This is a genomic window from Methylomonas sp. ZR1 (genome assembly GCF_013141865.1).
Lineage (GTDB): Bacteria > Pseudomonadota > Gammaproteobacteria > Methylococcales > Methylomonadaceae > Methylomonas.
Genome location: NZ_RCST01000001.1, coordinates 1,037,111 through 1,059,903, shown reverse-complemented (window position 1 = coordinate 1,059,903; position 22,793 = coordinate 1,037,111). Strand labels below are relative to the sequence as shown.

The window sequence follows — 22,793 nt, the reverse complement described above, 5'->3', positions numbered from 1 at the left end:
ATGAACCCTAGCGTCATTTATGCGTTGATGGCGGCCATCCTGTTTGGAGCCAGCACCCCCTTTGCCAAGTTGCTAGTTGGCGAGGTTTCGCCGATTTTATTGGCGGGATTGCTCTATCTGGGTAGCGGCATTGGCCTGAGCCTCACACGACTGATTCGTGATTTAGGCTGGAAGCCTTCTGGGCTGATGCCTCCGGAATGGCCTTGGTTAATCGGCGGCATTGTATTTGGTGGCGTGTTGGCCCCCGTGCTGTTGCTAATAGGATTAACGGTTACCAGTGGGTCTATCGCATCGCTGCTCCTTAATCTGGAAGCCGTGCTCACCGCCTTGATTGCCTGGATTGTGTTTCGAGAAAATGCTGACCGCCGCGTCGTGCTCGGCATGGTTGCCATCGTTGCCGGCGGAATCGTACTGTCTTGGCCATCCGGTGAAGTATCCTCATCAAATTGGCTAGGGCCGATGGCAATCGCCTCAGCCTGTTTCTGTTGGGCAATTGATAACAATTTAACGCGTAAAGTGTCTGCGGCGGATGCGTTGTTTATTGCCGCAGGCAAGGGTTTGATCGCAGGCACAGTCAACTGTGGATTGGCCTTAAGCCTGGATGCAACAGCGCCGAGTACCGTTATCTTGTTGAAGACCCTGACGCTTGGATTAGTTGGCTACGGCATTAGTTTGACACTGTTTGTACTGGCGTTGCGTGGTTTGGGAACGGCTCGAACGGGTGCGTATTTCTCAACGGCGCCATTTATTGGAGCCGCTGTGGCTCTGGTCTTGTTAAATGAAGCCACTAGTCCAGCATTTTGGCTGGCATCGGGTTTAATGGGCCTCGGTGTCTTGCTGCACCTGGCTGAACACCATTTACATGAGCATACCCATTCAGAGTTGGAACATTCCCATCGTCATGTTCATGATGTGCATCACCAGCACTCGCATGAAGTTGACTGGGATAGCGGCAAGCCCCATGCTCATTTTCATCTGCATACAGAAATCAGTCATAAACATCCACACTACCCCGACATTCATCATAGACATGATCATCGATAGGCTTTTTAGAGTATTCGCACCGCGTCATTCGGCAATCAAAGGGCACGGCTTCTTGGCCGTCTCCACGAAAAAATCACTGCGGTTGATCATTTTAAGTAGCTTGATGTCGCTACAAGCTTGTGTTTCGCCCTATGCACTGGACCATGCGGTTATTGCTTATGACCAGTCAACTTCCGAAATTCTTTCGGAGTTGCTATTACTCAATATTGCTCGCGCCCATCAACACCAACCCTTACATTTCACCGGTGTATCCAATATCGCCGCCACGTTTAATTTCCAATTTAATGCCGGGGCTACGCCAGCTATGACCGGTCCAACGGGTTCGTTGATCACGCCGATATTGGGCGGTACGGTTTCCGAAAATCCAACGATTAGCATCATACCGATGGAAGGCGAAGAATTTACCAAACGCTTGTTAACGCCCTTTCAGGAAAGCAAACTGACGATGTTGTTGCGACAAGGTGCTGATGTTGACCTTATCCTGCGATTACTGGCAGGCGAATTACGAATTGAAAACGATCATCAAGATAGGGTTTACAACAACAAACCATCAGATAAAGACGGTTACAAGTTGTTCCGGCAAGTCGTGTCCCACATTTCATCTATTCAGGATCGAAATGCATTATTCGTAGAGCCGTTGTTGTTTGATTCTAATTGGGATTTATCCTCAGAATCCCTGTCTCCGGAGCGACTGGTTGAACTACAAAAGGAATTCAAAGTTGACTATAACGCCGACAAGCGCCATTTGAAGCTAAGTAAACGAGTTAGCGGGCGTATTATCCTGACAAACTATGATCCACAGTCGTTGAGCAACGAGGAGCGTATCAAACTTAACGAAGAAGCGGATAACGGTGCCAGCAATGATGTGATGGTCGATATTCGCCCTGGCTATCCAGGTGGTGAAGTACCGATACATGGATTTTTCCGCTTGCGCAGTTTTTACAATATAGTGAATTTCATTGGTCGCGACATCAAGGACGAACCTGAATATAACGTAGACAAAGACCCGCGCTCACCCTTCGTCAGCGAAAACCCGATCCATACCCTAGAAGTTTTGGCATCAGAAAGTATGCTAGACGATGTGGATTTGAGCGTTACTTACGGCGGATTACACTATGCCGTTAAGCCAGAAGAAGGCTATCAATGGAATCGGGAGAGCTTTCGCTTGCTACATCAGATATTCCAAATGACCATAACTGAGTTGTCACAACAGGGTGCGCCAGAGATTACCATCTCAAAATAATCTCCATTGGGTAATTGGCTCATCCCAATTTGAAGTCCCTTAGGTGTAGCGGCTTGCAATTGAAAACGCGCAAACCTGCAATCAGCGCAATTTTCGAACGGAATTAGCTGCAACTGACGGGCATTCAAACCGAGATTATTTGCAACTGAACCTGCAATCGTTGCCACCGATTTGCAATCATCCGCCGCAAACCAGCTTTATTTGCAACTGAAATATATCGCCGGCCATCGGCCAAAAGACAATTACTCACGATTCTTTAAACGCTCTTCTGCGAAGGTCCGCACGTCACCCGTGTTCTGACACTGAATATCCTGTAACTTTCTTTAATTTTTATGCTGTAGTGTTGCCATACCTGCAATACAGGGAAGGCATCAAAAACAGATTCAACAACGTAGAGGTAATCAAGCCACCGAGTATCACTACCGCCATGGGGTATTCAATTTCGTGACCAGGCACGTTGCCTTTGAGGATCAGCGGTAACAGAGCCAGACCGGCACAGGCAGCGGTCATTAGAATCGGTGCCAGACGTTCTTCGGCGCCCCGCATCGCCAATCCCGCCCCAAATACCTGGCCTTCTTGTTGTTCCAGATGTCGATAGTGGCTTAAGAGCATGATGCCGTTTCGGGCAGCAATACCCAGTACGGTGATGAAACCGACCAACGAGCCTAGCGAAAGCACTCCGCCACTTAAAAACGCTCCAACAACGCCGCCGATCAATGCAAACGGCAAGGTTAACGCCACTAAAAGCACTAAGCGCAGCGAGCGAAAATCGACATGCAGTAACACCAGGATGCCCAGCAATGAAGCCAAACTCAACCACGCCAGCCGTTCGCTGGATGCTTGTCGTGCAGCGTATTCGCCCAGAAATTCCGGGTGATAGCCTTGCGCAAACGTCAGGTTTTTCACGCGCCTTTCAATTTCTCTCGCCACGCCGCCTAAATCGTTGCCACTGACATTGCAGGTAACGTCGATTCGGCGCGAGGCATTTTCTCGTTTGATTTCGTTCGACGTAGGTGCAATGTAGATGTCCGCCACATCGCCCAACGGCACGCGTGCCCCGGATGGCGTATCGATAGTTAATTGCCTGAGTGCAGCGAGATCATGACGGACCCGCTCAGCCCCCCAAACCGTCACGTCGATGACTTTTTGGTCACGGTAAATTTCGCCGACCTTACTGCCTTTGATTAGCGTGGCTGCGGCCCGGCGCACTTGACCGGCTGTCAAACCAAAGTTGGCTGCCACGTCAGGCTTAAGCCGTATCTGTATCTGCGGTACCGATATCTGCGGTTCCACCTTGAGGTTGGCGATGCCCGGCACATCAGTGATGGTTTTACTGATTTCGGTAGCCTTATCTCGTAGCACATCCAAGTCGGGTCCGTACAAACGCACCACCATGGTCGCACTGGCGCCGGTCAGCACTTCCTTGATCCGTTCGCGCAGATAAGTCAACACATCGCGGTACAGCCCTGGATAGCCCTCGACGACGGCCTGGATTTTCGCCACGGTGCTGTCGTAATCAACCGCCGTATCCAAACTAATCCATAACTCGGTAAAATTCGGTCCTACCACTTCGTCGGCGACTTCAGCCCGGCCAATGTGCGAGCCGAAATTGCGCACACCGGGAATTGCTCGGAGTTCCTTGCTGACTTGCACGGTAATGCGGCGCATGGCTTCCAGCGATGTGCCAGGCTTTTCGACCCAGTGCATCAAAAAATCGGTTTCCTTGAAGTTGGGCAGAAACGATTCACCGAGTCGCGGTAAAGCGATAGCCGTCGATATAAAAGCCACCATCAGGAAACCCGTCGCCCATTGCGGACGGCTGACGATAGCCGGCAAGAGCTGCCGATAATGCCGTTTTAAAACCTGCGTCAGCGGCGCTTCGCTTTGGCGCGGATTGGCATTCGGCAGCAGCATCAGGCACAAGGCCGGCGTCACGGTCAGCGCCACCAGCAGCGAAGCCAAAATCGCCAATAAATAGGAAAACGCCAGTGGCCTAAAAAAGGTGCCGGCCAAGCCGTCCAGGAAAAACACCGGCACGAACACCAGTGCGACGATCAAACTGGCAAACACTACCGCACTACGCACTTCCAGCGAGGCCTTCAGGACCACCCGGAAAGTTGACAGCGGATGCACTGCCTCTCGGTTCAACCGCAACCTGCGCATGATGTTTTCGACGTCGATAATCGCATCATCCACCACTTCACCGACTGCAATCACCAGGCCGGCCAGTACCATGGTGTTAAGCGTGCCGCCGCGCAAATAAAGCACCACCGCAGCCGTCAGCAGCGACAGCGGAATCGCCGACAGGCTGATCACAGCGGTACGCCACTCGAACAAAAAGGCAATCAAAATCACGGCGACAAGTATGCAGCCCAATATCAACGCGTCGCTTAAATTATTTAACGAACGTTCAATGAAGGTTGCCGGACGAAAGATAGTCGGATCGATGTCGACCTCATGCAGACCGGGTTGCAAAGCCGCCAAGGTCGCTTCTACCTTGCGAGTCACATCCAAGGTATTGCCCCAGGGTTGTTTTTCGACGATCAGGAGCAAGCCCGGCCCATCGTTGATCACCGCATCGCCAATCGGCGGCGGATGACTTTCAACGATTTCAGCCACATCGCCCAAGCGCAACGGCGCACCGCCAGTGAACTGCACCACGGTGCGGGCCATATCGTCCAGTGTTTGCAGCGAAGACACATGGGTCACCGGCAGGCGTTGATTGGGTAGATCGACAAAACCCCCAGCCGATACGGTGGCAGCATCGCCCGCCGCACGCACCACCGAATCCAGCGTCACGCCGTTGGCGGCCAGGCGATCAGGATCGACCAGTACCTGTAACTGCCGATCACGTTGCCCCCAAATGGCTACGTTGGCCACACCCGGCACCGCCATCAAGCGTGGGCGAATGGTCCACAAAGCCAATTCGGACAATTCCATCTGCGATAGTTTTTTCGATGAAACGCCAATCTTCAGCGCCCGACTGGTGGACGATAACGGCGATAGCATCACCGGTGCGCGAGCAACAGCGGGTAGGCGTGGTGTGATGGTGGCGATGCGCTCCTGCACCAACTGCCTGGCTCGCATCAAATCCGTGCCCTCCTGAAAGATACAGACCACTGACGACAGACCCAACACCGACTTGGAACGTAGGGTTTTTAGCCAGGCCGTGCCGTTGACTGCGTTTTCCAAGGGCACGGTGATCACGCTTTCCACTTCCTCGGTGGACAATCCGGGTGCTTCAGTCTGGATTTCCACCAGCGGCGGTGCGAATTCCGGGAACACGTCCAGCGGCATTTGTCGGGCGGCTTGCACACCCAATATCACCAGTACCACAGCCAAGGCCAACACTAGTAGACGTTGGCGTAAGGCAACGGTAATCAACCAGCGCATCATTTGCCGACTCCAAATTCGGTGCCGAACAATTCGGCCACACCGGAAGTAACCACTTCGATACCCGCCACGATGTCGCCCGTTATGGCGGCTTGATCGTCAACCACCCGCAATACCTGTACCCGTCGGCGCATATACCTATTAGTTTCCAACACTTGATATATCCAGCTGCCACCACTTACATCATGCACAATCGCCGACCAGGGTACGACGAGATTTTCGTCTTCGCTACGCAACGGGATTGAGACACCGACCCGCTGACCGGGGCGGAATGCGGCATCCGAATTTTTTACCGCATAGAACAGATCGACAGTGGCGGCAGCCGGATTAGCCGAAGGCGGCGCCGCGACCGGCAAGGCAGGAAGATAGACATTTTCAGGCGAATCTTTTAGCCCGCCAACACGGGCTTGGGCGGTGGCGTTCAATCCCGATAAATCATCAACATAGACCGGCACCCGCACCCAAAACGTGCTGCGGTTGTTGACGTCTAACAGCGCGGGACCAAGCAAATCGCGGCGTTCGTGCGCGGTTTTCAGATTGGCCTCGGCCAAGCCTAGCTGTATTCGTGCATCATCGACCGAGCGTTCGGTGCCCACCTTGTCGCGGCGCATCTGTTCGGTGCGATTCAAGGCTATCTGCGCGGCTTGCACTTGCACCTTGGCCTGTTCCACCTGACCATCGGCATCGATTTGTGATTGCGCCAAACGCACTAGTTCCGCCGGTGCCAGCGATGGCAAGATGGTATAAACCGATTGCTTGTTAGCTTTTCCCGAACCGTTCAAGGCCGGTAGCGTGATCTCGCCCCCGAACAACCGCGTGCGCGTCAGTGGTCGTTTTTCAATTTTAGTGTTAACGATGCCCAACCGCTTCGTGGCTTCGGGTGCCAAAACGACTTGTGTCAGATTACTTTCCTTGACCGGGTTTTCTATTTTGGCAGGCGGCGGCGATGTTGATTCGGCGGCCGGTAGATTGCCAGCCAATAGTAATAAAGCTGGCAGCAGGAGCCGACAAGTCGATGGCTTGTGGTTTGGATGCGCGAGGTTCATAAATATCCGACCTTTGAGTCCTGTAATGTGTAAGTTAAGCAGGCTGCAGACGCTGGCCGACGCTGCGTTCCAGTTCTGCGCGGGCGCGGCGTAAATCGGCGGCGGCTTGCGCGGTTTTTAATTGCGCGTCCAGCCAACGGCGTTGGGTTTCGAGTACGAAGAGGTAGGTGACATTGCCTACCGCGTAAGCGTTTTCAGCATCCTGTATGGCGGCTTGCAGCGGCGGCAGGATAGTCTGTTGCCACTGTTTCAGACTTTCACTGGCCTGTTGCAATCGGGCATGGGCTTCGCGGACATCCAAGGCAATCCGTTGTCGGGTGGCGACATATTGCCTGGCGGCCTTGTCAAAGCGTGCCTGGGCTTGGGCGACGCCACCTTGATTTTGATTAACGATAGGCAATGTTACGTCTAAGCCTGGTCCTGCCAATAAAGGCCCGTTGACTTGCTTAGCGTTGAGGCTGGCGGTGAAATTAAATACCTCGGCGCGCGCCAAGCCGATACGTTCGCCAGCGGCTTCTACATTAATTTCTGCGGCACGTAGATCGGGGCGAGCCAGTAACGCCTCCGCGACCAGTTTTTCCGACTCAAATTTTTCGCCATTGGCTGAGGCTTCCGTACTGATGGCATTGGGCCACTGTTCCAGACTCAGGCCGACCAGATGCCGTAAACGCTCATTCGCTATCTCGCAATCGTGTTGCAGGCGGCTTTGTTGTTCCTGGGCTTGCAGGCCATCGACTTGCGCATTGGTGACTTCCAGTTCGCTGGCATCGCCGGCGCGCAACCTAGCTTGTGTGAGTTCGGCGATATTGTGACTCAGGCTTACAGCGGTTTGAGCCAGTTGCAGGCGTTCTTTGGCTAACGTTAGCTCGGCATGCGCCAATCTGACGTCGCGAATCAAGTCCAATCCAGTCTGCACCAGGCGTTGCGCGGTTTGTTCAACATCCAATTTAGCCAACTCGACCCGTTGCGGGCGCAACCAGAAAATTTCCAAGGGATAGCGTATCGTCAGTTCCAAAGGTTTTGCTCCCCAAGGTATCAACATCGAAAAAGTGGGGTTGGGCAGCATTCCAGCTTGCACTAGATCGGCGCGAGACAGGCCTAAATCCGCCAAGGTCGCGCGAAAGGCCGCATTGTTCCATAGCGCCAAACTGACCAACTCGTCATCGGCTAAGCCGTCATTCAAAGAGATATTGGCGGGCCATGCGGTTTCGTCGGCACCGGTTTCGGCAAAATGCTGACCGGTACGTTGTTCCAGATCGTTAGCGACGTCACTCAAACCCATGCCCTGCGAGGTACAGGCCGTCAACGACAAAGCGAGAAGCGTTATTGGGAAATGGCCGGAAACAAAAGGCGTCATGCGCTCGCCTCCGGGAACGTCACAATCACTTTGAGGCCAATGCCACCATCCCCATCGGCCAGCCTAATATCAGCCTGATGCTGCTCGGCTATTCGCCGCACAATGGATAAGCCAAGACCACTGCCGGATTCGGCGCTGTTCAATACTCGGTAGAAGCGGTCGAACACGCGAGCCCGCTCATCCAAGGCAATACCTGGGCCGGTGTCGTTGACTTCCAGACGAATCGCAGTGGCTTCGGAGGTGACACTGACGTCAATCCGTGCATCTGCTGGTGAATAGCGGATGGCGTTATCGAGCAGATTGCCGAGCAGAATGCGCAGCGCCTCTTCGGTACCGGCAACCCTGACATGATCCGCGCGCGACAGGCCGAGATCGATGTGGCGATGGGCGGCTTGCGGGGCAAAATCGGCTACCACGTTCCGCGCCAAATCATCCAAAAACAGCGGGGTGAGCGGATAATCGCCAGCCTCCGGATCGAGGCGAGCCAAAATCAGCAATTGCTGAACCAGATGACTGGCACGGGCTATACCTTGCCGTAAGGTTTGCATAGCGTGATCACGCTGAGCGGGTTCAGTGGCACGCTCGGCCAGTTGTGCCTGCAAGGACAGTGCAGTGAGCGGACTGCGCAGTTCGTGCGCCGCATCGGCAGTAAACTGGCGCTGCGTCGCCAGTGCCTGATCCAATTGACTCAGCAGCGTGTTTATTGCGCTGACTAAGATGCTAACTTCTTCCGGTAAGCCCTTATTCGGAATCGGAACTAATGAATGAGGATTGCGACACGCCACCGCTTCAGCGACTTGAGCCAATGGCGCTAAACCGCGACCAATCGCCCAGCCAACCCATAAAGCTAATCCCGGCAGTAAAATCAGTAACGGCGTCAATACATGCAAGGCAACTTCGTTGGCGGTTTCACGGCGTTCTTGCGTCGTTTGAGCGACCTGGACAAATCCACTATCGGTTTTTAAATTAAATACTCGCCAGTCTTGGTTCTGCCAGTTAAGCGTGTCGTATCCCAGTTTTCCGCCTTGCGGTAATGGCGAAAACGAATGGGATCGAAACAGAATTCGACCATCCGGGCCACGGATCTGACTGACTAGGTCAATGCCATCGCTGTTTAAACCAGAGCTGTTTGTGTTGGGTTTAACATCTTGCAAGCTGTTTGAATGGGACAAGGAATAAGCTGCTTCACGCAACACCTTGTCGAATAGTTCGTCAATTTCTTCGTGAACGTTCAGCCAAGTCGGCACGGCAAACGTGATACCGGCAACCAGCAAGACGGGTATTAACCAAAAGGTTAGCCGGTTGCGAATAGAAGTAGTCATGGCTTCACCACTTTAAAACCGACGCCACGGACATTAAAAATAATGTCGGCACCGAGTTTGCGGCGCAGATTGTGCAGGTGGACATCGACCGCATTACTCGCCACTTCCTGGCCCCATCCATAGAGGCGCTCTTCCAATTGCGGACGAGACAGTACAGCACCCGGCTGTTCCATCAAAGCATGTAGCAATGCGAACTCGCGGGCGGATAAGTCTACCAAGGTTTCGCGTAACCAGGCCTCGTGACTCAGCGGGTTAATGCGCAAGGCGCCGTATTCAATGTCTGAAGTGCCGCGTCCAGCACTTCTGCGTACCAGCGCATGAATACGGGCAACGAGTTCTTCCAGGGCAAACGGTTTGACTAGATAATCGTCGGCGCCGCTATTGAGACCGGCGACTCGATCACTTAGCCCATCGCGTGCTGTTAGGATTAACACGGGGATGGCGTTGCCGGATTTACGAAGTTCGACCAGTAGCTCCTGGCCGGATAGGCGCGGAAGCCCTAAGTCGAGCAACAATAAAGCGTACTCACTCGCCGCATAAGATAAGGCTTGTTTGGCTTGTTCCCCGTCTTTTACCCAATCGACCACGAAGCCATCCAACTGCAATCCATCCCGTATCGACTGGCCGATCATCGGATCGTCTTCCGCTAATATCAAACGCATGTTGACCTTTAAAGTTTCTTCATCTGGCCAACAGTGTAAATGATCAAGATTTAAGTAATAGTTAAGGCGCTTCGAATGTTCGGGAAGGTATCGATAACGGTCAGTCGTTACTGGAGTTGATCAAGGGCGGCTTGGGGTCGATAGCGGTAAGTCAACAATCTCAATCCTCCCGCTTTGCCCTGAACACCGGACTTCCCTGTTTATTATTCAGCCGCATTTTGCACAATACAGAAATATTTCAGCTACCGGCCAAAATGATGTTTCGACCTAATAATGCATATAGCGGAAATACAAAGGGGGCAGCAGCCAGTTTGCCAAGCTTTTACAAAAACCTTAGCCACTGCCCCTTAACTTCAGCGCCGACTCAAACCGCCACGCCCTGCGCATCGAACAAGCCTTCGAATAAAGCAGAGCTCAAATACCGCTCGCCGGAGTCCGGCAGTACCACCACAATGGTCTTGCCGACATTTTCCGGCCGTTTTGCCACGCGCACTGCCGCCGCGACCGCTGCGCCGCAGGAAATTCCGGATAACAAGCCTTCTTCCCGCGCCAAACGCCGCGCATACTCAATCGCTTCGTCATTACTGACTTGCTCGATGGCATCGATCATGGATAAATCCAATACATCGGGCACAAATCCGGCCCCTATGCCCTGAATTTTATGCGGCCCAGGCTGTATATCTTGGCCGCTGCGATACTGAGTCAACACCGGGCTAGCTTCCGGCTCCACGGCGATAGAAACGATGGGTTTGCTTTGCGTGAGTTTGATATAGCGCGACACGCCGGTAATGGTGCCGCCGGTGCCGACGCCGGCCACTAAAATATCGACTGCACCGTCGCTATCGTGCCAAATTTCCGGACCGGTGGTCTGCTCGTGGATTTGCGGATTGGCGGGGTTTTTGAACTGCTGCAACAGTACATAGCGCTCAGGATCGGAAGCGACAATCTCTTCAGCCTTGGCAATGGCACCTTTCATGCCTTTGGCGCCCTCGGTCAGCACCAGTTTGGCGCCGTAGGCCACCAGTAATTTGCGGCGCTCGATACTCATGGTATCCGGCATCGTTAAAGTCAACGGAATGCCGCGGGCGGCGGCGACAAAGGCCAGTGCGATGCCGGTATTGCCGCTGGTTGGCTCGATTAACTCTTTGCCGGGTCCCAGCAGGCCGCGCTGTTGCGCATCGTTGATCATTGCCGCGCCGATGCGGCATTTCACCGAATATCCAGGGTTACGCCCCTCGACTTTAGCTAACAGGGTGACTTGAGCGCCGTCGGTAATACGGTTAAGCCTGACCAGCGGTGTTTTGCCGATAGACTGTGAATTGTCGGGATACCAATATGCCATAACATTTTCCTTCAAAATGGATAGTCCAAAAAAAGCCAGTGCGCATTGACCTGCACTGGCTGTTTGTGGGGTTGAATTAAGCTCACACCGCTAAATCAGAAAAACGTGTTGCACACGCCCTGAATAGCCGTAGTACCACAGCTCCAAGATTGCGCCTGTTTGAAGATTTTTGCAACCTGCAGCCAGGCGCATCGTGCATCCCTGGGATAGCCGGCCATCAATCAAAGACAGTAAATTCAAGCCGCAAGAAAGCACTGCCAGCCAAAGCCTAGCGTTACCGGAAAGTAATTGAAGGTTGGAAGAATGATCCTGAAAGCGCATACCGGTGAAGGCATGCGCGGAATCGGCAGAATTTACTTTTTGGATGTTCTGATAATTGAAGTCAGATGACGACCGCATTGTGCGCAAACAAAGTTTCCGGTGGGTACGCCGGAGACATATTCTTTGGCTAAGGACGGGTGGTCGCAGTGCTCGTCATTTCTGCTTTTAGTTGATGTATCTAATTTCTTTGCGTCCATAATCTTCCCCTTGCTTTACGCATACTTACAGGATTATTTAACAAATTTTTTACGTTAAAAGTTAAGCAAAAAACATACGCACAGAACACAAGCTTATGTACTTAAAAGACTTTTATTAGCCGCAGACCAAACCCCGCAAAAGTCGAACCGTCAGGTGTAAATTTTCTCGACTTAGCCATTGACGCTAACCATCCGCTTTACCGATACAACAGCTGCTTAATACGCCAATTTGCAGAATTTGAGCAGCTAATAGAGTGAAATCGAAAAAATCAACTGAACCAGTTTGTTTGCTTGCAAAAAAGCTGCTGTAAAAAATTCCGACAGCTGATAAACGCCGGGGATCTGGCCGGCTACCAGGGAATTTACCGGGCCAAATACCATTATTCAAGCCGCCGGACCGCGCAACCATTTCGGAAAATAATCAATGTTCGGCAAACCGACAGGCACAAAAAAGGGGCTTGCAAGCCCCTTTTCTAAGATTGCGTTGAGCAGTCTATTTAACCGCTTCAGCAATTTTGTTGAACGCTTCAACCCGTTGCTTGCCGGTATTGGCTAAATCGATTCCATTCTCGACGATCATTTGAATCAACCCTGGTGTGCTGTAAACAATTTTGCCCATGTAAGCCACTACCGGCACGGCAACAATCGCACCGAACAAGGTACCGATACCTACCATATGCAGCATTTTGGTAATCAACACCACTATATCCAGCGGCAACAAAATCAAAGTACCGAAGTACAACAATACGATGAATGTGAACAGCGCGAACACCACAAACTGCAGCAGTCTTACCAATGCGACATTAAGGTTTTTCATGTTAATTTGTCTCGAATGAATGAAGAATCTTTTGCAAACACAGGCAACGAACTTGTTTTTCGTTGCCTTTTCAGCCGGTTAGCCAACTGGCGGCATTATAAAATAAAAGCCCTACTGTTTCTTGCTTTTTTGCCGGTTAAACGCGGCGTTAAGGCCTATTCATCTGACTGGAGTTGATATGCCGCGGGTTTCTTTTCGATAAAAAACGGATGCAGCAAAGCGCCGGCAACGAAACCACCCAGATGCGCCCACCAGGCCGAATCCACCGCAACATTATCTAAAACCGCTGCAGTGAATACGTCGCCGATTTGGATAATCACCCAAAATCCAAGAAAAGCTATCGCCGGCACATGGAAAAACAGCGGATAAAACAGGATGGGCACCAGTATCACTACGGTCGCTTGCGGGAAACGGAAGAAATACGCCCCCAACACCCCGGCAATCGCCCCCGATGCACCCACCACCGGCACCGGCATCTTCGGGTAAAAATACCACTGCGCATAAGTTGCCAACAGCCCGCATAACACATAAAACGCCACAAAGCGTTTATGTCCCATCAAGTCTTCGATGTTATCCGCGAAGATCCATAAAAACACCATGTTCATCAACAGGTGCAGGAAACCGCCGTGCAGGAACATATTGGTAAAAAACGACAGATAATGATCCGGCGGCAAACCAAAACTATAAGCCCAATCCGGATTGGAATAGCGAATCGGCACCATCCCGTACATGTAAACAAAGTGCTGCCCCATTTCATCCGGCATAAACAGCATCGCTACGTACACTGCTATGCAAATAGCCATGATGCCCCAGGTCACATAAGGCTTGATGTTACAAGGTATCGAATCTCGAATGGGTATCATCTTAGGCTTCCTAAAGTAGAGGGCACATAAATCAGAGGCGAATTAAAATTTTTCGTTCCAAGTCTTCTCCAGCCGCTGCACCGAAACCGGGTAAGCGGTTTTAAGTTGCTGCGCAAACAAGGACACGCGCAATTCTTCCAAACTCCAGCGGAAGGGTTCACGCTCGGGCATAGGCACCAACGTCTTCATTTGCTTCTCGACATGTTGCCAAAAACGTTGCGACAGTCTGTGCAAACCTTGTATATCCGCTGAATCGGGCTTCTGCTTATCCAGGCGACACTCGATTGCTTTTAAATAGCGCGGAATAGCTTGCACCTGCGGCAGCGGCGTATACCGCAAAAAACCAGCAAATATCAGCAAACTCAGCTGTTTTTCCAAATCTTCTCGCAAACCCGGGCTAACGCCAGGCTGCTTCAATCGCTGTCTTACGGTTTGGTAGTTTGCCATGATTTCCGTGACATGCTTGCCCACCTGATTCCCAACCGTGACCAGCGTAGACTTTTTGGCCGCCAACGCTGCTTCGAACTGCTGCTGGCTCCGAATCGTACTATCAGCAACAAACACACTGTTAAAGATCAAGAATAGTAGATCCTCCTTAAAATCACCGCCCGGCCGTTCTGTCAACAACGGATGCTTGGGCAGTTGGTTATAGGCCAATTGCAAGGTGGCCTGGACACCACTGTTTTTTAACAAATACTGGGCGTCCTTGCGGCATTGCAATTGAAACAACTTGGTCAAGCCATCGAAATGCGCCAGATCGGCCTTATATTGGGTGTCGAGAATCTTCACCCCCACCGTTTCGCCTTCATCGACAATGGCCGGAAAGCCGATGAAGGTCTGGCCTTTTTGCATGAACTGCCAGGTCTCGGGCAAGTCGTCGAATGCCCAGGCAATGCAGCCGGTATGGTTCATCTCTTCCTGTGCCAGCTTGTCGAAACTGTCACCAGCCTTTGTGGCATAGTCGGCTTGCAGCTTAGCCAGGTTACGGCCATAGCCCAAGGCCCGGCCATGATCATCAACGATGCGGAAATTCATTTTCAAATGCTCCGGCAACGCATCAGGCTGCCACTCATTCAGTGGTATCGACTCGCCGGTCAGTTTACGCAAGCGCCCGCTCAGCCATTCGAATAACGATCCCTTAAAATCCGGCTCGATTTCCAGACAAGCCTTGGCGGTATTCGGCACCGGCACGAAGTGCTTGCGTAAATGCTTGGGTAGCGACTTAATTAACGCAGTAACTTTTTCTTCCAGCATGCCCGGCACCAACCAATCGAACGGCGCCTGGCGAATTTGATTGAGCTGATGCACCGGCACGATGGCCGTCACCCCATCTTCGTCGTGGCCCGGCTCGAAGCGGTAATGCAGTTCGATAGTCAAATCGCCAATCTTCTTGCTGTCCGGAAAATCCCAATCGTTGATCTTGCCATCGTCGTGGCGGGTCAAATCTTCCTTGGTCAGAAACAAAATCTTCGGGTTTTCGCGCTCGACTTTCTTGCGCCATTGATCGAGGGTAATGCCGCTGACCACCTCAGTCGGCAGCTTTTTATCGTAAAACTGATACAGCCACTCTTCGTCTTCCACCAAATCGACGCGGCGGCCCTTGTGCTGAATGTACCCCACCTCTTCCAGCAAGGCCTCGTTGGCCTTAAAGAACGGCGCGTTGCTGTGATAATCATGATTCACCAACGCATGGCGGATAAACATCTCCCGCGCGGCTTTAGGATCGACGTTTTCGTAAGGCACTTTGCGCTTGGCTTGCAAGGTCAAACCGTACAACAGGGTGCGCTCGTAAACCCCGCTACGACCGGCGTTTTTCTCCCAATGCGGGTCGTAGTAATTTCGTTTAACTAAGTGCTGTGCGGCAGCTTCTATCCATTCCGGCTCGATTCTAGCCACGGTGCGCGCGTAAACCTTGCTGGTTTCGACTTGTTCGGCGGCCATGATCCATTTCGGCCGCAGCTTATGCTGACCGGAGCCGGGGAAGATGAAGAATTTCAAACCGCGCGCGCCCAGATATTCGTATTGCTCGTGTCTGAAACCGATATTCGATAACAAACCCGGCAACAACGCCATATGGATTTGCTCGTAATTGGCCGGATTACCGCTGGTCTTCAAGCCCAAATCACCGCGTGCCACCTGCATAATTTGAGTATGAATGTCATGCCATTCGCGCATGCGGATGTAGGACAAGAAATTGTCCTGGCAGTATTTGCGGAGCTTGCTGTTAGTCAAATGCTTTTTCTGTTCTTCAAAGGCATTCCACAGATTCAGCAAACTCAAAAAGTCGGAATCCTCAGCCTTGAACTGGGCATGTTTGGCTTCTGCCTGCGGTAGCTTATCGGCCGGCTTGTCGCGTGGGTCTTGAATGCTCAAAGCCGATACGATGATCGCGACCTCGTGCAGCGAACCCAACTGCGCGGCTGCCAGCAGCATGCGCGCCAGTTTGGGGTCGGTCGGAATCTTCGCCAACTGCCGGCCAGTTTCAGTGAGATTGCCCTGCTTATCCAGCGCATCGACTTCGAACAGCGAAGTCTTGCCGTCGCGGACCATTTTTTCGTCTGGAGGCTCGACGAACGGGAATTCTTCGATGTCGCCCAATTTCAACGCCGCCATCTGCAAGATCACCGACGACAGATTGGTGCGCAGTATTTCGGGATCAGTAAACTCCGGCCGGGCCAGATAATCCTCTTTAGAATACAGCCTGATGCAAATACCTTCGGCCACCCGGCCGCAACGTCCTGCCCTTTGGTTGGCGCTGGCTTGCGAAATGCGTTCGATCGGCAGGCGTTGAATCTTGCTCTTGGCACTGTAGCGGCTAATGCGAGCATGGCCGGAATCGATCACGCAGCGAATGCCCGGCACGGTCAAGGACGTCTCCGCGACGTTGGTAGCCAAGACAATGCGCGGCTTGTTACCGCTGGGTTTGAACACCCGCTCTTGCTCGCTGACGCTGAGTTTGGAATACAGCGGCAACACTTCGTAACGGGTGTTGTTATGCGACTTGCGCAGGGACTCGGTGGTCTCGCGAATCTCGTGCTCGCCGCTCAAGAAAATCAGGATGTCGCCGCGCATATCTCGATACAACTCGTCCACCGCATCCAGAATCGCTTGCTGCAAATCGGCGGAAGTTTCGTCATCTTCCTCGATCAGTTCGATGGGCCGGTAACGCACATCCACCGGATAGGTGCGGCCGGAGACGTTGACGATGGGGGCATCATTAAAATGCTTGGCAAAGCGCTCCGGATCGATGGTCGCGGAAGTAATCACCACTTTCAAATCCGGCCGTTTGGGTAACAACCAGCGCAAATAACCCATTAAAAAATCGATATTCAGGCTACGCTCGTGCGCTTCGTCGATGATGATGGTGTCGTATTGATTTAAATAAGGATCGTTCTGCGACTCGGCGAGCAGGATGCCGTCAGTCATCAGTTTGACCAGCGAATTGGGATGGGTCTGGTCGTGAAAGCGCACCTTGTAACCCACCGCCTGGCCGATGGGTTGGCCCAATTCCTCGGCGATACGGTCGGCGACGGTGCGGGCCGCGATTCTTCGTGGTTGAGTGTGACCGATCAAACCGGTTAAGCCACGGTCGATTTCCAGACATATCTTCGGCAACTGCGTGGTCTTGCCGGAACCGGTCTCACCGCAGACGATGGTGACTTGATTGTTACGGATTAATTCGGCAATCTCGTCCTTCTTGCCGCTGACCGGCAAATCCGGGTAATTAATCACCGGCACCGAAGCCCGGCGCTGATTGCACCGCCCGACCGAACGCTCGATCTTATCAGCCACTTGCTGCAACGCCCCGGATACATCCTTGCCCTTACTCGCCTCGCTCCGCAAGCGATCCAGTTGCCGCTTCAGACCGTGGCGATCGGTGCCCATGCAGTTTTGGAGATTTTTGGAGAGTTGTTTGAGAGTGTCAGGAACAGACATGAGGATGGCGAATATCGTAAAAGCCGGGCATTATAAGGGCAGATGGGGCGGTTTTATATTTGACTTGGGAGAATTAACTTGGCTCCGGGCTGTAAAGTGTTGCCGTCTATTCCACTGGTTACCAAGCTCCAGCTTGGTAACCGAACCTCGAAAGCTCCAGCTTTCTTATTAGCAAGGAAGCAATAGCTTCCAAGATTTAGGTTCCAAGCGAGAGCTTGGAAACCAGAATCAAGATTGATGTATCGGATTTTGTCAGATACAACCTACAGACCTTTCTCAATCAAACCTTCGAGCTTGTTATATTCTTCCTTAATACAAGCATTAATTATTTCAAAATCCATAAAATGACCAGTTATGAACGCTGACGCCATCACTCGAAGCACTTGCAACATTGGCGGGATCAGACTAAATCTTACAAATAACCTGCATAACAGCATTGCTAGTTTTCTTTCGACTATGTCTCCGTCATTACATTGTATGGAAACATAACAACAAGCGTTGAATACTCTTTCCGCATAACCGTTATTTCTAGGGTTATGGATTCTCAGCCCTCTCAAAATATTCCCATCCAAATAAGCTTTTCCCAATACAGGAACAAGTAACTCGATCAGCATAGCAACTGCTGTTTCGGTGTCGGGAAAAGCTTTAGGATGAAGGTTAAGTATTTTTGCTAAGAAGTAATGGGTATGCTCCTCATCGGAAACACTGAGTAATCTCAAATCGTTATAACTTAAAGCGTAGGGAATGATTTGCTCGGCGTATAAATACAAACCATGTTTCTTTTGTTCAAAAGCCACCGAGTTTCCGAGCTCAATAAATAATTTAACAGCATTGGCTTGCTTATGTCCTAATTCTTTAATGCAATGGGCGAAAACTTCGTCAATACAGAGCCAAGGAATATTGTTGCTGATTGATAAGCAAGCGCTTGAATATACGGAAATATCGACAATATCATGAATGGAAAGCATCAACGGTGGCATATCTACCAAGTTAGGTTTGATAACTTCCGATTTATCAATAATCAGGTGCAATGCTTTTTGAAAGTCATGAGTGGATCGTCTTATATCATCCGCTGTTACTTTCCATAGCCCCTCACCAGGTATTACGCCTACTGACAAATAATCCTCGCGACTTATCTCTTCCAACCATTGCTCAATAGCCATCTTGGTTTCTTGAGTAATAACAAAATTAATCGAAGTGTGGTTAATACCATAAGCTAAACCAGTAATAGCGAGGTAAGTTATCGCATAAACATCAAGTATAATTAGAGTAGCCTCTTCTTCACCAAAACAGGGCAAAGCACACGGAACTGATTTTTTTGTTGTTAATTGTTCTAGCGCTGCTTTGAGGGGATGATGGCGATTTAAAATACGACCCTTACAAAATAAAGGGATTTCAGAATTATTAAAAATATTATCGTCCCTATTTTTAGGTAATTTACGCTCAAGAAGCGCAAGCAATTCACCAGGACCATTCGGCACTTTTAATGCAAAAAAACAATCACTTCCATCATTTTGCGTATGTCGCAATTCTAATGAAATTTGAATGGCCGCAACAAAAGGAGGCAATCGCTCAAGCAGTGTTAAATCGTACATTCCAAGTTGTTTAGTCTCACCTACTTCCATTTGGTAAAGAGCATCGCCTAGCTCAGAATTAATATCCAACAAACAGTGATGGTTGACAGTTACTTTGCCTACTAACAACTTGGTAAATTCTTCATTATCTTTTTTGAACCTTACGCCAACAATACAACCACCAATTTTTTCAGGTGTTGGTATTACGTTAACATTGACAAAAATGAGATTAAAATAGAAGTTTGTTATTTCTGTCGCGCTGGAGCTTGGACTTTTAATAAACCAAGAAAGAATTATGTTTTCAGCTCTAGAAAAGTCTCCCGTTTTGGCGGTTTCAATTAATAAATATACCGCCATATCTGATTTTCTTGCTAAAATCTTTTCTGGAATATTTTTTAAAATCAATGATAAATCACTATCCGATATTTCCAGTTTTCGATGCAGATATGTCAGCAAATACCACGCATCTAATAAATTAGAATCAAGTTTTATGGCTTCCTCAATGGCTTTGATGGCGCTGGGATAATCATTCTGTTGTTCAAATAGACGAGCTTGAACTCGCCAAACAAAACTATTCCATTCATCTTGATTGATGTTTGAAAGTACTAAAGCAAGTGTTGCCATTTGCTGACTAACTAGCAACGCATTTAAGTAAGACTCGACGATGGGTGAAGCCCATAAGTCAGATGGGGGTAGTATGGGGCTGATTAAATCACAAGCGATGACAGCAAGTTTTGGGTGTAATCCCAAGCGTTTAGTGATATCGAGCAAAGAGACAGGATGCAGAAAAGTTAGCTTTTCCTTATATTTTTCAATTATTTTTTTAGCCAGAAGAATAATTTCTTCAATTTTGTCTTTTTGATCATAATGTTTTTTATTGGGTAGAGTAATAAGTAGTAACTTAAGATTATCAAAGTCTGTGGTTATTTCATCTTCCCCTACGACCTTCCCGCCAGAACTAACCCATCTGCTCAAACTATTAGGATCAGAAAAAAGACTGACAATTACAAAATCATCATTGGAAATTTCTTTTTTATCGAATATGTTATTTAATAATTTGGTGCGATAGCTTATATCGCTGTGAGCTTTATTGCATTTAGATTCAAGATCATCTGTATTTGATATATCTTGCGTATTGACTCGACGAAGAATGACCGCTATTTCAGGTCGAACTTTTTCAACTTCATCAATATACTTCCAACAAATTTCATTTAGTTCCTTATGGTCGCCTCGTAAGTTATACCAATATGGCGCAGCAATATTAAACAACCTTGCATCCGTACCTTTTGATTCATTTATCAAAAAAACCACTTCGTCAATGAGATTTATTATTTCTGTTTTTAATGTTGAACTGATAATCCAAAAGTGTTTGTTGGCAAGCTTTACATCAAGGCCACAAGCAGTGGCAAAAAGCAATAGCACTTTGCTATTGGAAGATGGAAATATCTCATTTAGGCGGTTAGCAGTGGTTAATGACAGTTCAAACTGTTGTGTTCTAAATGTCCCACGAATAAGGCCATTTAGCTGGCTTTCATCAAGATCAATACGCTTTTCTTTATACGCTTGCTCCAGTTCTTCAGTCGTTGCAACAAACTCATAAAATGCTTCTTGACAGTAGGAATTGGGCGCATTAGCCTGAATATAGCGCTCTCTAGCATCATCAATTCGGTTACTTTTTGCATCCAACCGAATCAGCGTAGCTAAGCATAAATCACGGAAGAGACTATCAGTTGAGCTTTTGAATGTTGAAAGTAACGAGTTGTAGACTTTAGAATTTTCATTATCCTCAAGTAAATTCAACTGAATAGAAAGCATGTCAAGGATAGCTTCGCTATTGGAATCCAGTTCGGTTGCCTTAATGGTTTCCAATTGGATTTTTGCAACATCCTGTTTTCTTTCACGGACACTGGAAAGTATTAGTTCGATCGGTTTACGAAGTGCTTCTGGGGCGAGTCTTTGATAAACAATTACATTTTTATCTCTAGCGATATTATCACCGTCGCCTGTAGCATTTTGGTAAACAGTGGAATTTCTTTCCGTCATTAAATCCATGCTTTATTTTCCGCTATGAATTATTTTGTCTCTACCAATATTGTCGCCGCTACCTGAGTGATGTTGAATAATTGTGTTACCTTCTGAGGCAGGTTTTATATTTTTAATAATACTTTGAATCTGGTGCGAATCTAAAATTCTTCTTTCAATTGCTGTTTCGCTCATTTGATTGGTCAATTCAAGATTCTTCAATTCATCAGTAAGAATCACGATTTCAGTATCACTAATTAGCCACCCTTTTAGTCGTTGTTTTAGCTCATCGATACTCAGCACTACACCGCATTTCATTACATCATAGGCAATGCCTGATAAAATCGTAGCTGTTAAGAACTCTTCCATACAATTCCTCTTTGAAGATATTTGATTAATGTAGTTTATCGATATAAAGGGAAAAATTACTGATTACAAGAAGCATGTGACTCAGAATTATGAGCTCTTTGATTTTTCCGACTTAGAACTGCTGAGATGGTGCCTGAAAATGAAGTGCCCATGTGCGGAAAAAACAGTTTTCTCATAAGTCTCTTAATTATATCTCATTAATTTTGATTGACTGGTTATGGCTGACTGTCTCCGATTACAAGCCAAAGCTTGGAACTCAGAATCACGAAATACATGCCAATTCCTAGCAAACAAAATCACGCGCACCTCCAAAAATAGCCTACGCTTTTCATCTGCGGACCACACCCCATCCTCCGCAGTATCACAAACGCCAAAAGGAGATAAACATGAGTCAACATCTGATTTCTTTAAGCCTTTCCGACAATGATCTGACCGACATAGACGCCGCCCTGAAGACATTGGAAGACCGCTTCGCCGGCTTCCTGGTCTTATCACCCGAAGAGCGCCGTACCATCCTGAAGATGGGCGATAAAACCGAAGCGTTCTGCCGCCAGACGCTGACGGTGGCCACCCAAAACACGCAAGCCATTCCGCCCGGTCTCGATGTCGTCGAAGCGCAAGCGGATCTGCTAACGCTCGATAAACTCCGCCCTCGCCTGCACCGCCTGCGCGATTTAATGAGTAGAGGCGAAGACACCGACATGGCACTGGGCAGTGATATTTATAGTTTTAGCCTGGATGCATACGCCTCATTGAAAATCGCCGGCAAGGGCGCGGGCTTGGAAACGCTGCGGCAGGCCATGTCTGTTCGGTTTAATCGCGGCGCCAAGGCCAAAACCCAGGCCACCCAACCTGCCGGCTAAGCAAGATAAGCATAATGACTGCCCGGCAAGGCATTCCGGCTTACCGCCTAAGCTTTATCCCTTGGCGGAATAGCTGAAAGTATAGCGCGCAAGCCTTTCCGCTAAAGCCGCAAGCTTATTAGAGCCACTCGCCACTTTCAAAGCCTTGCCCGCAAGGTAAATCGCTTCGCGGGCAAGGCAATTTGCAATAAACGCAAACCGAAATGGCTTAAGCGCAAGGCCTTGAGGCCAAACCGCCACCTTATTTGGTTCGCACGCTAGCTTCAATGGTTTGCGCACAAGGAAAAAAGCCTTGCCCGCCAGGCAAATAAGCTTGCGCGAATCCGGAAAAGCCTTGCGCACAGCTCTAATTGGCTTGCGCGCAAAGCTCTGAAACTTGCGCTTATGACAAAAACCGGTGGTGTCCCGAATTTTTGCCAAGT

Annotated in this window: 15 protein-coding genes; 3 read left to right on the top strand and 12 right to left on the bottom strand. The window is 49.7% G+C overall.

The features are described 5' to 3' along the window. Positions 1-1,044, top strand: a complete 1,044-nt coding sequence (locus DDY07_RS04680; protein ID WP_171694989.1) for a DMT family transporter — start codon at positions 1-3, stop codon at positions 1,042-1,044. After that, a complete protein-coding gene (locus DDY07_RS04675; protein WP_253734405.1) occupies positions 1,031-2,287 on the top strand; it encodes a hypothetical protein in 1,257 nt (418 codons plus the stop codon). Before DDY07_RS04680 ends, DDY07_RS04675 begins: the two co-directional genes overlap by 14 nt. A 330-nt stretch (positions 2,288-2,617) precedes the next feature. Here DDY07_RS04675 and DDY07_RS04670 read toward each other — a convergent pair whose 3' ends face one another. From DDY07_RS04670 to DDY07_RS04620, 11 genes are all read right to left on the bottom strand, one after another. After that, positions 2,618-5,683 carry an efflux RND transporter permease subunit gene (locus DDY07_RS04670; protein ID WP_253734404.1) on the bottom strand — a complete coding sequence of 1,022 codons (3,066 nt, stop codon included), beginning with the start codon at positions 5,681-5,683 and terminating at the stop codon, positions 2,618-2,620. Further along, a complete protein-coding gene (locus DDY07_RS04665) occupies positions 5,680-6,726 on the bottom strand; it encodes an efflux RND transporter periplasmic adaptor subunit (protein ID WP_253734403.1) in 1,047 nt (348 codons plus the stop codon). The genes DDY07_RS04670 and DDY07_RS04665 overlap by 4 nt, the downstream gene beginning before the upstream one ends. Before the next feature lie 34 nt (positions 6,727-6,760). Then, the gene (locus DDY07_RS04660) at positions 6,761-8,083 is read right to left on the bottom strand and encodes a TolC family protein (protein WP_171694988.1); all 1,323 of its coding nucleotides are present in this window, start codon (positions 8,081-8,083) and stop codon (positions 6,761-6,763) included. Then, on the bottom strand, positions 8,080-9,405 hold the full coding sequence (locus tag DDY07_RS04655; RefSeq protein ID WP_171694987.1) for an ATP-binding protein: 1,326 nt from the start codon (positions 9,403-9,405) through the stop codon (positions 8,080-8,082). Before DDY07_RS04655 ends, DDY07_RS04660 begins: the two co-directional genes overlap by 4 nt. Further along, the gene (locus DDY07_RS04650) at positions 9,402-10,067 is read right to left on the bottom strand and encodes a response regulator transcription factor (protein ID WP_171694986.1); all 666 of its coding nucleotides are present in this window, start codon (positions 10,065-10,067) and stop codon (positions 9,402-9,404) included. The genes DDY07_RS04655 and DDY07_RS04650 overlap by 4 nt, the downstream gene beginning before the upstream one ends. A 364-nt stretch (positions 10,068-10,431) precedes the next feature. Then, on the bottom strand, positions 10,432-11,409 hold the full coding sequence (gene cysK / locus DDY07_RS04645) for a cysteine synthase A (protein ID WP_171694985.1): 978 nt from the start codon (positions 11,407-11,409) through the stop codon (positions 10,432-10,434). A gap of 1,011 nt (positions 11,410-12,420) precedes the next feature. Continuing rightward, complete coding sequence (locus tag DDY07_RS04640; RefSeq protein ID WP_033158040.1) at positions 12,421-12,744, bottom strand: hypothetical protein; 324 nt, start codon at positions 12,742-12,744, stop codon at positions 12,421-12,423. A gap of 155 nt (positions 12,745-12,899) precedes the next feature. Then, positions 12,900-13,607 carry a rhomboid family intramembrane serine protease gene (locus DDY07_RS04635; RefSeq protein WP_171694984.1) on the bottom strand — a complete coding sequence of 236 codons (708 nt, stop codon included), beginning with the start codon at positions 13,605-13,607 and terminating at the stop codon, positions 12,900-12,902. Positions 13,608-13,649: 42 nt separating this feature from the next. Next, complete coding sequence (gene hrpA, locus DDY07_RS04630; RefSeq protein WP_171694983.1) at positions 13,650-17,543, bottom strand: ATP-dependent RNA helicase HrpA; 3,894 nt, start codon at positions 17,541-17,543, stop codon at positions 13,650-13,652. A gap of 263 nt (positions 17,544-17,806) precedes the next feature. Beyond that, a complete protein-coding gene (locus DDY07_RS04625; protein WP_171694982.1) occupies positions 17,807-21,169 on the bottom strand; it encodes a lipopolysaccharide assembly protein LapB in 3,363 nt (1,120 codons plus the stop codon). A gap of 3 nt (positions 21,170-21,172) precedes the next feature. Further along, a complete protein-coding gene (locus tag DDY07_RS04620) occupies positions 21,173-21,508 on the bottom strand; it encodes a hypothetical protein (protein WP_171694981.1) in 336 nt (111 codons plus the stop codon). A gap of 386 nt (positions 21,509-21,894) precedes the next feature. Here DDY07_RS04620 and DDY07_RS04615 point away from each other — a divergent pair, with 386 nt between their 5' ends. Further along, complete coding sequence (locus DDY07_RS04615) at positions 21,895-22,371, top strand: hypothetical protein (protein WP_171694980.1); 477 nt, start codon at positions 21,895-21,897, stop codon at positions 22,369-22,371. Positions 22,372-22,425: 54 nt separating this feature from the next. On the opposite strand, the gene DDY07_RS04610 is transcribed toward DDY07_RS04615, so the two are convergent. Next, positions 22,426-22,791, bottom strand: coding sequence for a hypothetical protein (locus DDY07_RS04610; protein WP_171694979.1), 366 nt, complete (start codon positions 22,789-22,791; stop codon positions 22,426-22,428). Positions 22,792-22,793 lie beyond the last annotated feature (2 nt).

Coding starts and splice junctions, on each gene's coding strand:
- DDY07_RS04625 (WP_171694982.1), bottom strand. CDS start 21,169: ATGGATTTAATGACGGAAAGAAATTCCACTGTTTACCAAAATGCTACA.
- DDY07_RS04675 (WP_253734405.1), top strand. CDS start 1,031: ATGATCATCGATAGGCTTTTTAGAGTATTCGCACCGCGTCATTCGGCA.
- DDY07_RS04670 (WP_253734404.1), bottom strand. CDS start 5,683: ATGATGCGCTGGTTGATTACCGTTGCCTTACGCCAACGTCTACTAGTG.
- DDY07_RS04615 (WP_171694980.1), top strand. CDS start 21,895: ATGAGTCAACATCTGATTTCTTTAAGCCTTTCCGACAATGATCTGACC.
- DDY07_RS04680 (WP_171694989.1), top strand. CDS start 1: ATGAACCCTAGCGTCATTTATGCGTTGATGGCGGCCATCCTGTTTGGA.
- DDY07_RS04635 (WP_171694984.1), bottom strand. CDS start 13,607: ATGATACCCATTCGAGATTCGATACCTTGTAACATCAAGCCTTATGTG.
- hrpA (WP_171694983.1), bottom strand. CDS start 17,543: ATGTCTGTTCCTGACACTCTCAAACAACTCTCCAAAAATCTCCAAAAC.
- DDY07_RS04665 (WP_253734403.1), bottom strand. CDS start 6,726: ATGAACCTCGCGCATCCAAACCACAAGCCATCGACTTGTCGGCTCCTG.
- DDY07_RS04655 (WP_171694987.1), bottom strand. CDS start 9,405: ATGACTACTTCTATTCGCAACCGGCTAACCTTTTGGTTAATACCCGTC.
- DDY07_RS04640 (WP_033158040.1), bottom strand. CDS start 12,744: ATGAAAAACCTTAATGTCGCATTGGTAAGACTGCTGCAGTTTGTGGTG.
- DDY07_RS04660 (WP_171694988.1), bottom strand. CDS start 8,083: ATGACGCCTTTTGTTTCCGGCCATTTCCCAATAACGCTTCTCGCTTTG.
- DDY07_RS04620 (WP_171694981.1), bottom strand. CDS start 21,508: ATGGAAGAGTTCTTAACAGCTACGATTTTATCAGGCATTGCCTATGAT.
- DDY07_RS04650 (WP_171694986.1), bottom strand. CDS start 10,067: ATGCGTTTGATATTAGCGGAAGACGATCCGATGATCGGCCAGTCGATA.
- cysK (WP_171694985.1), bottom strand. CDS start 11,409: ATGGCATATTGGTATCCCGACAATTCACAGTCTATCGGCAAAACACCG.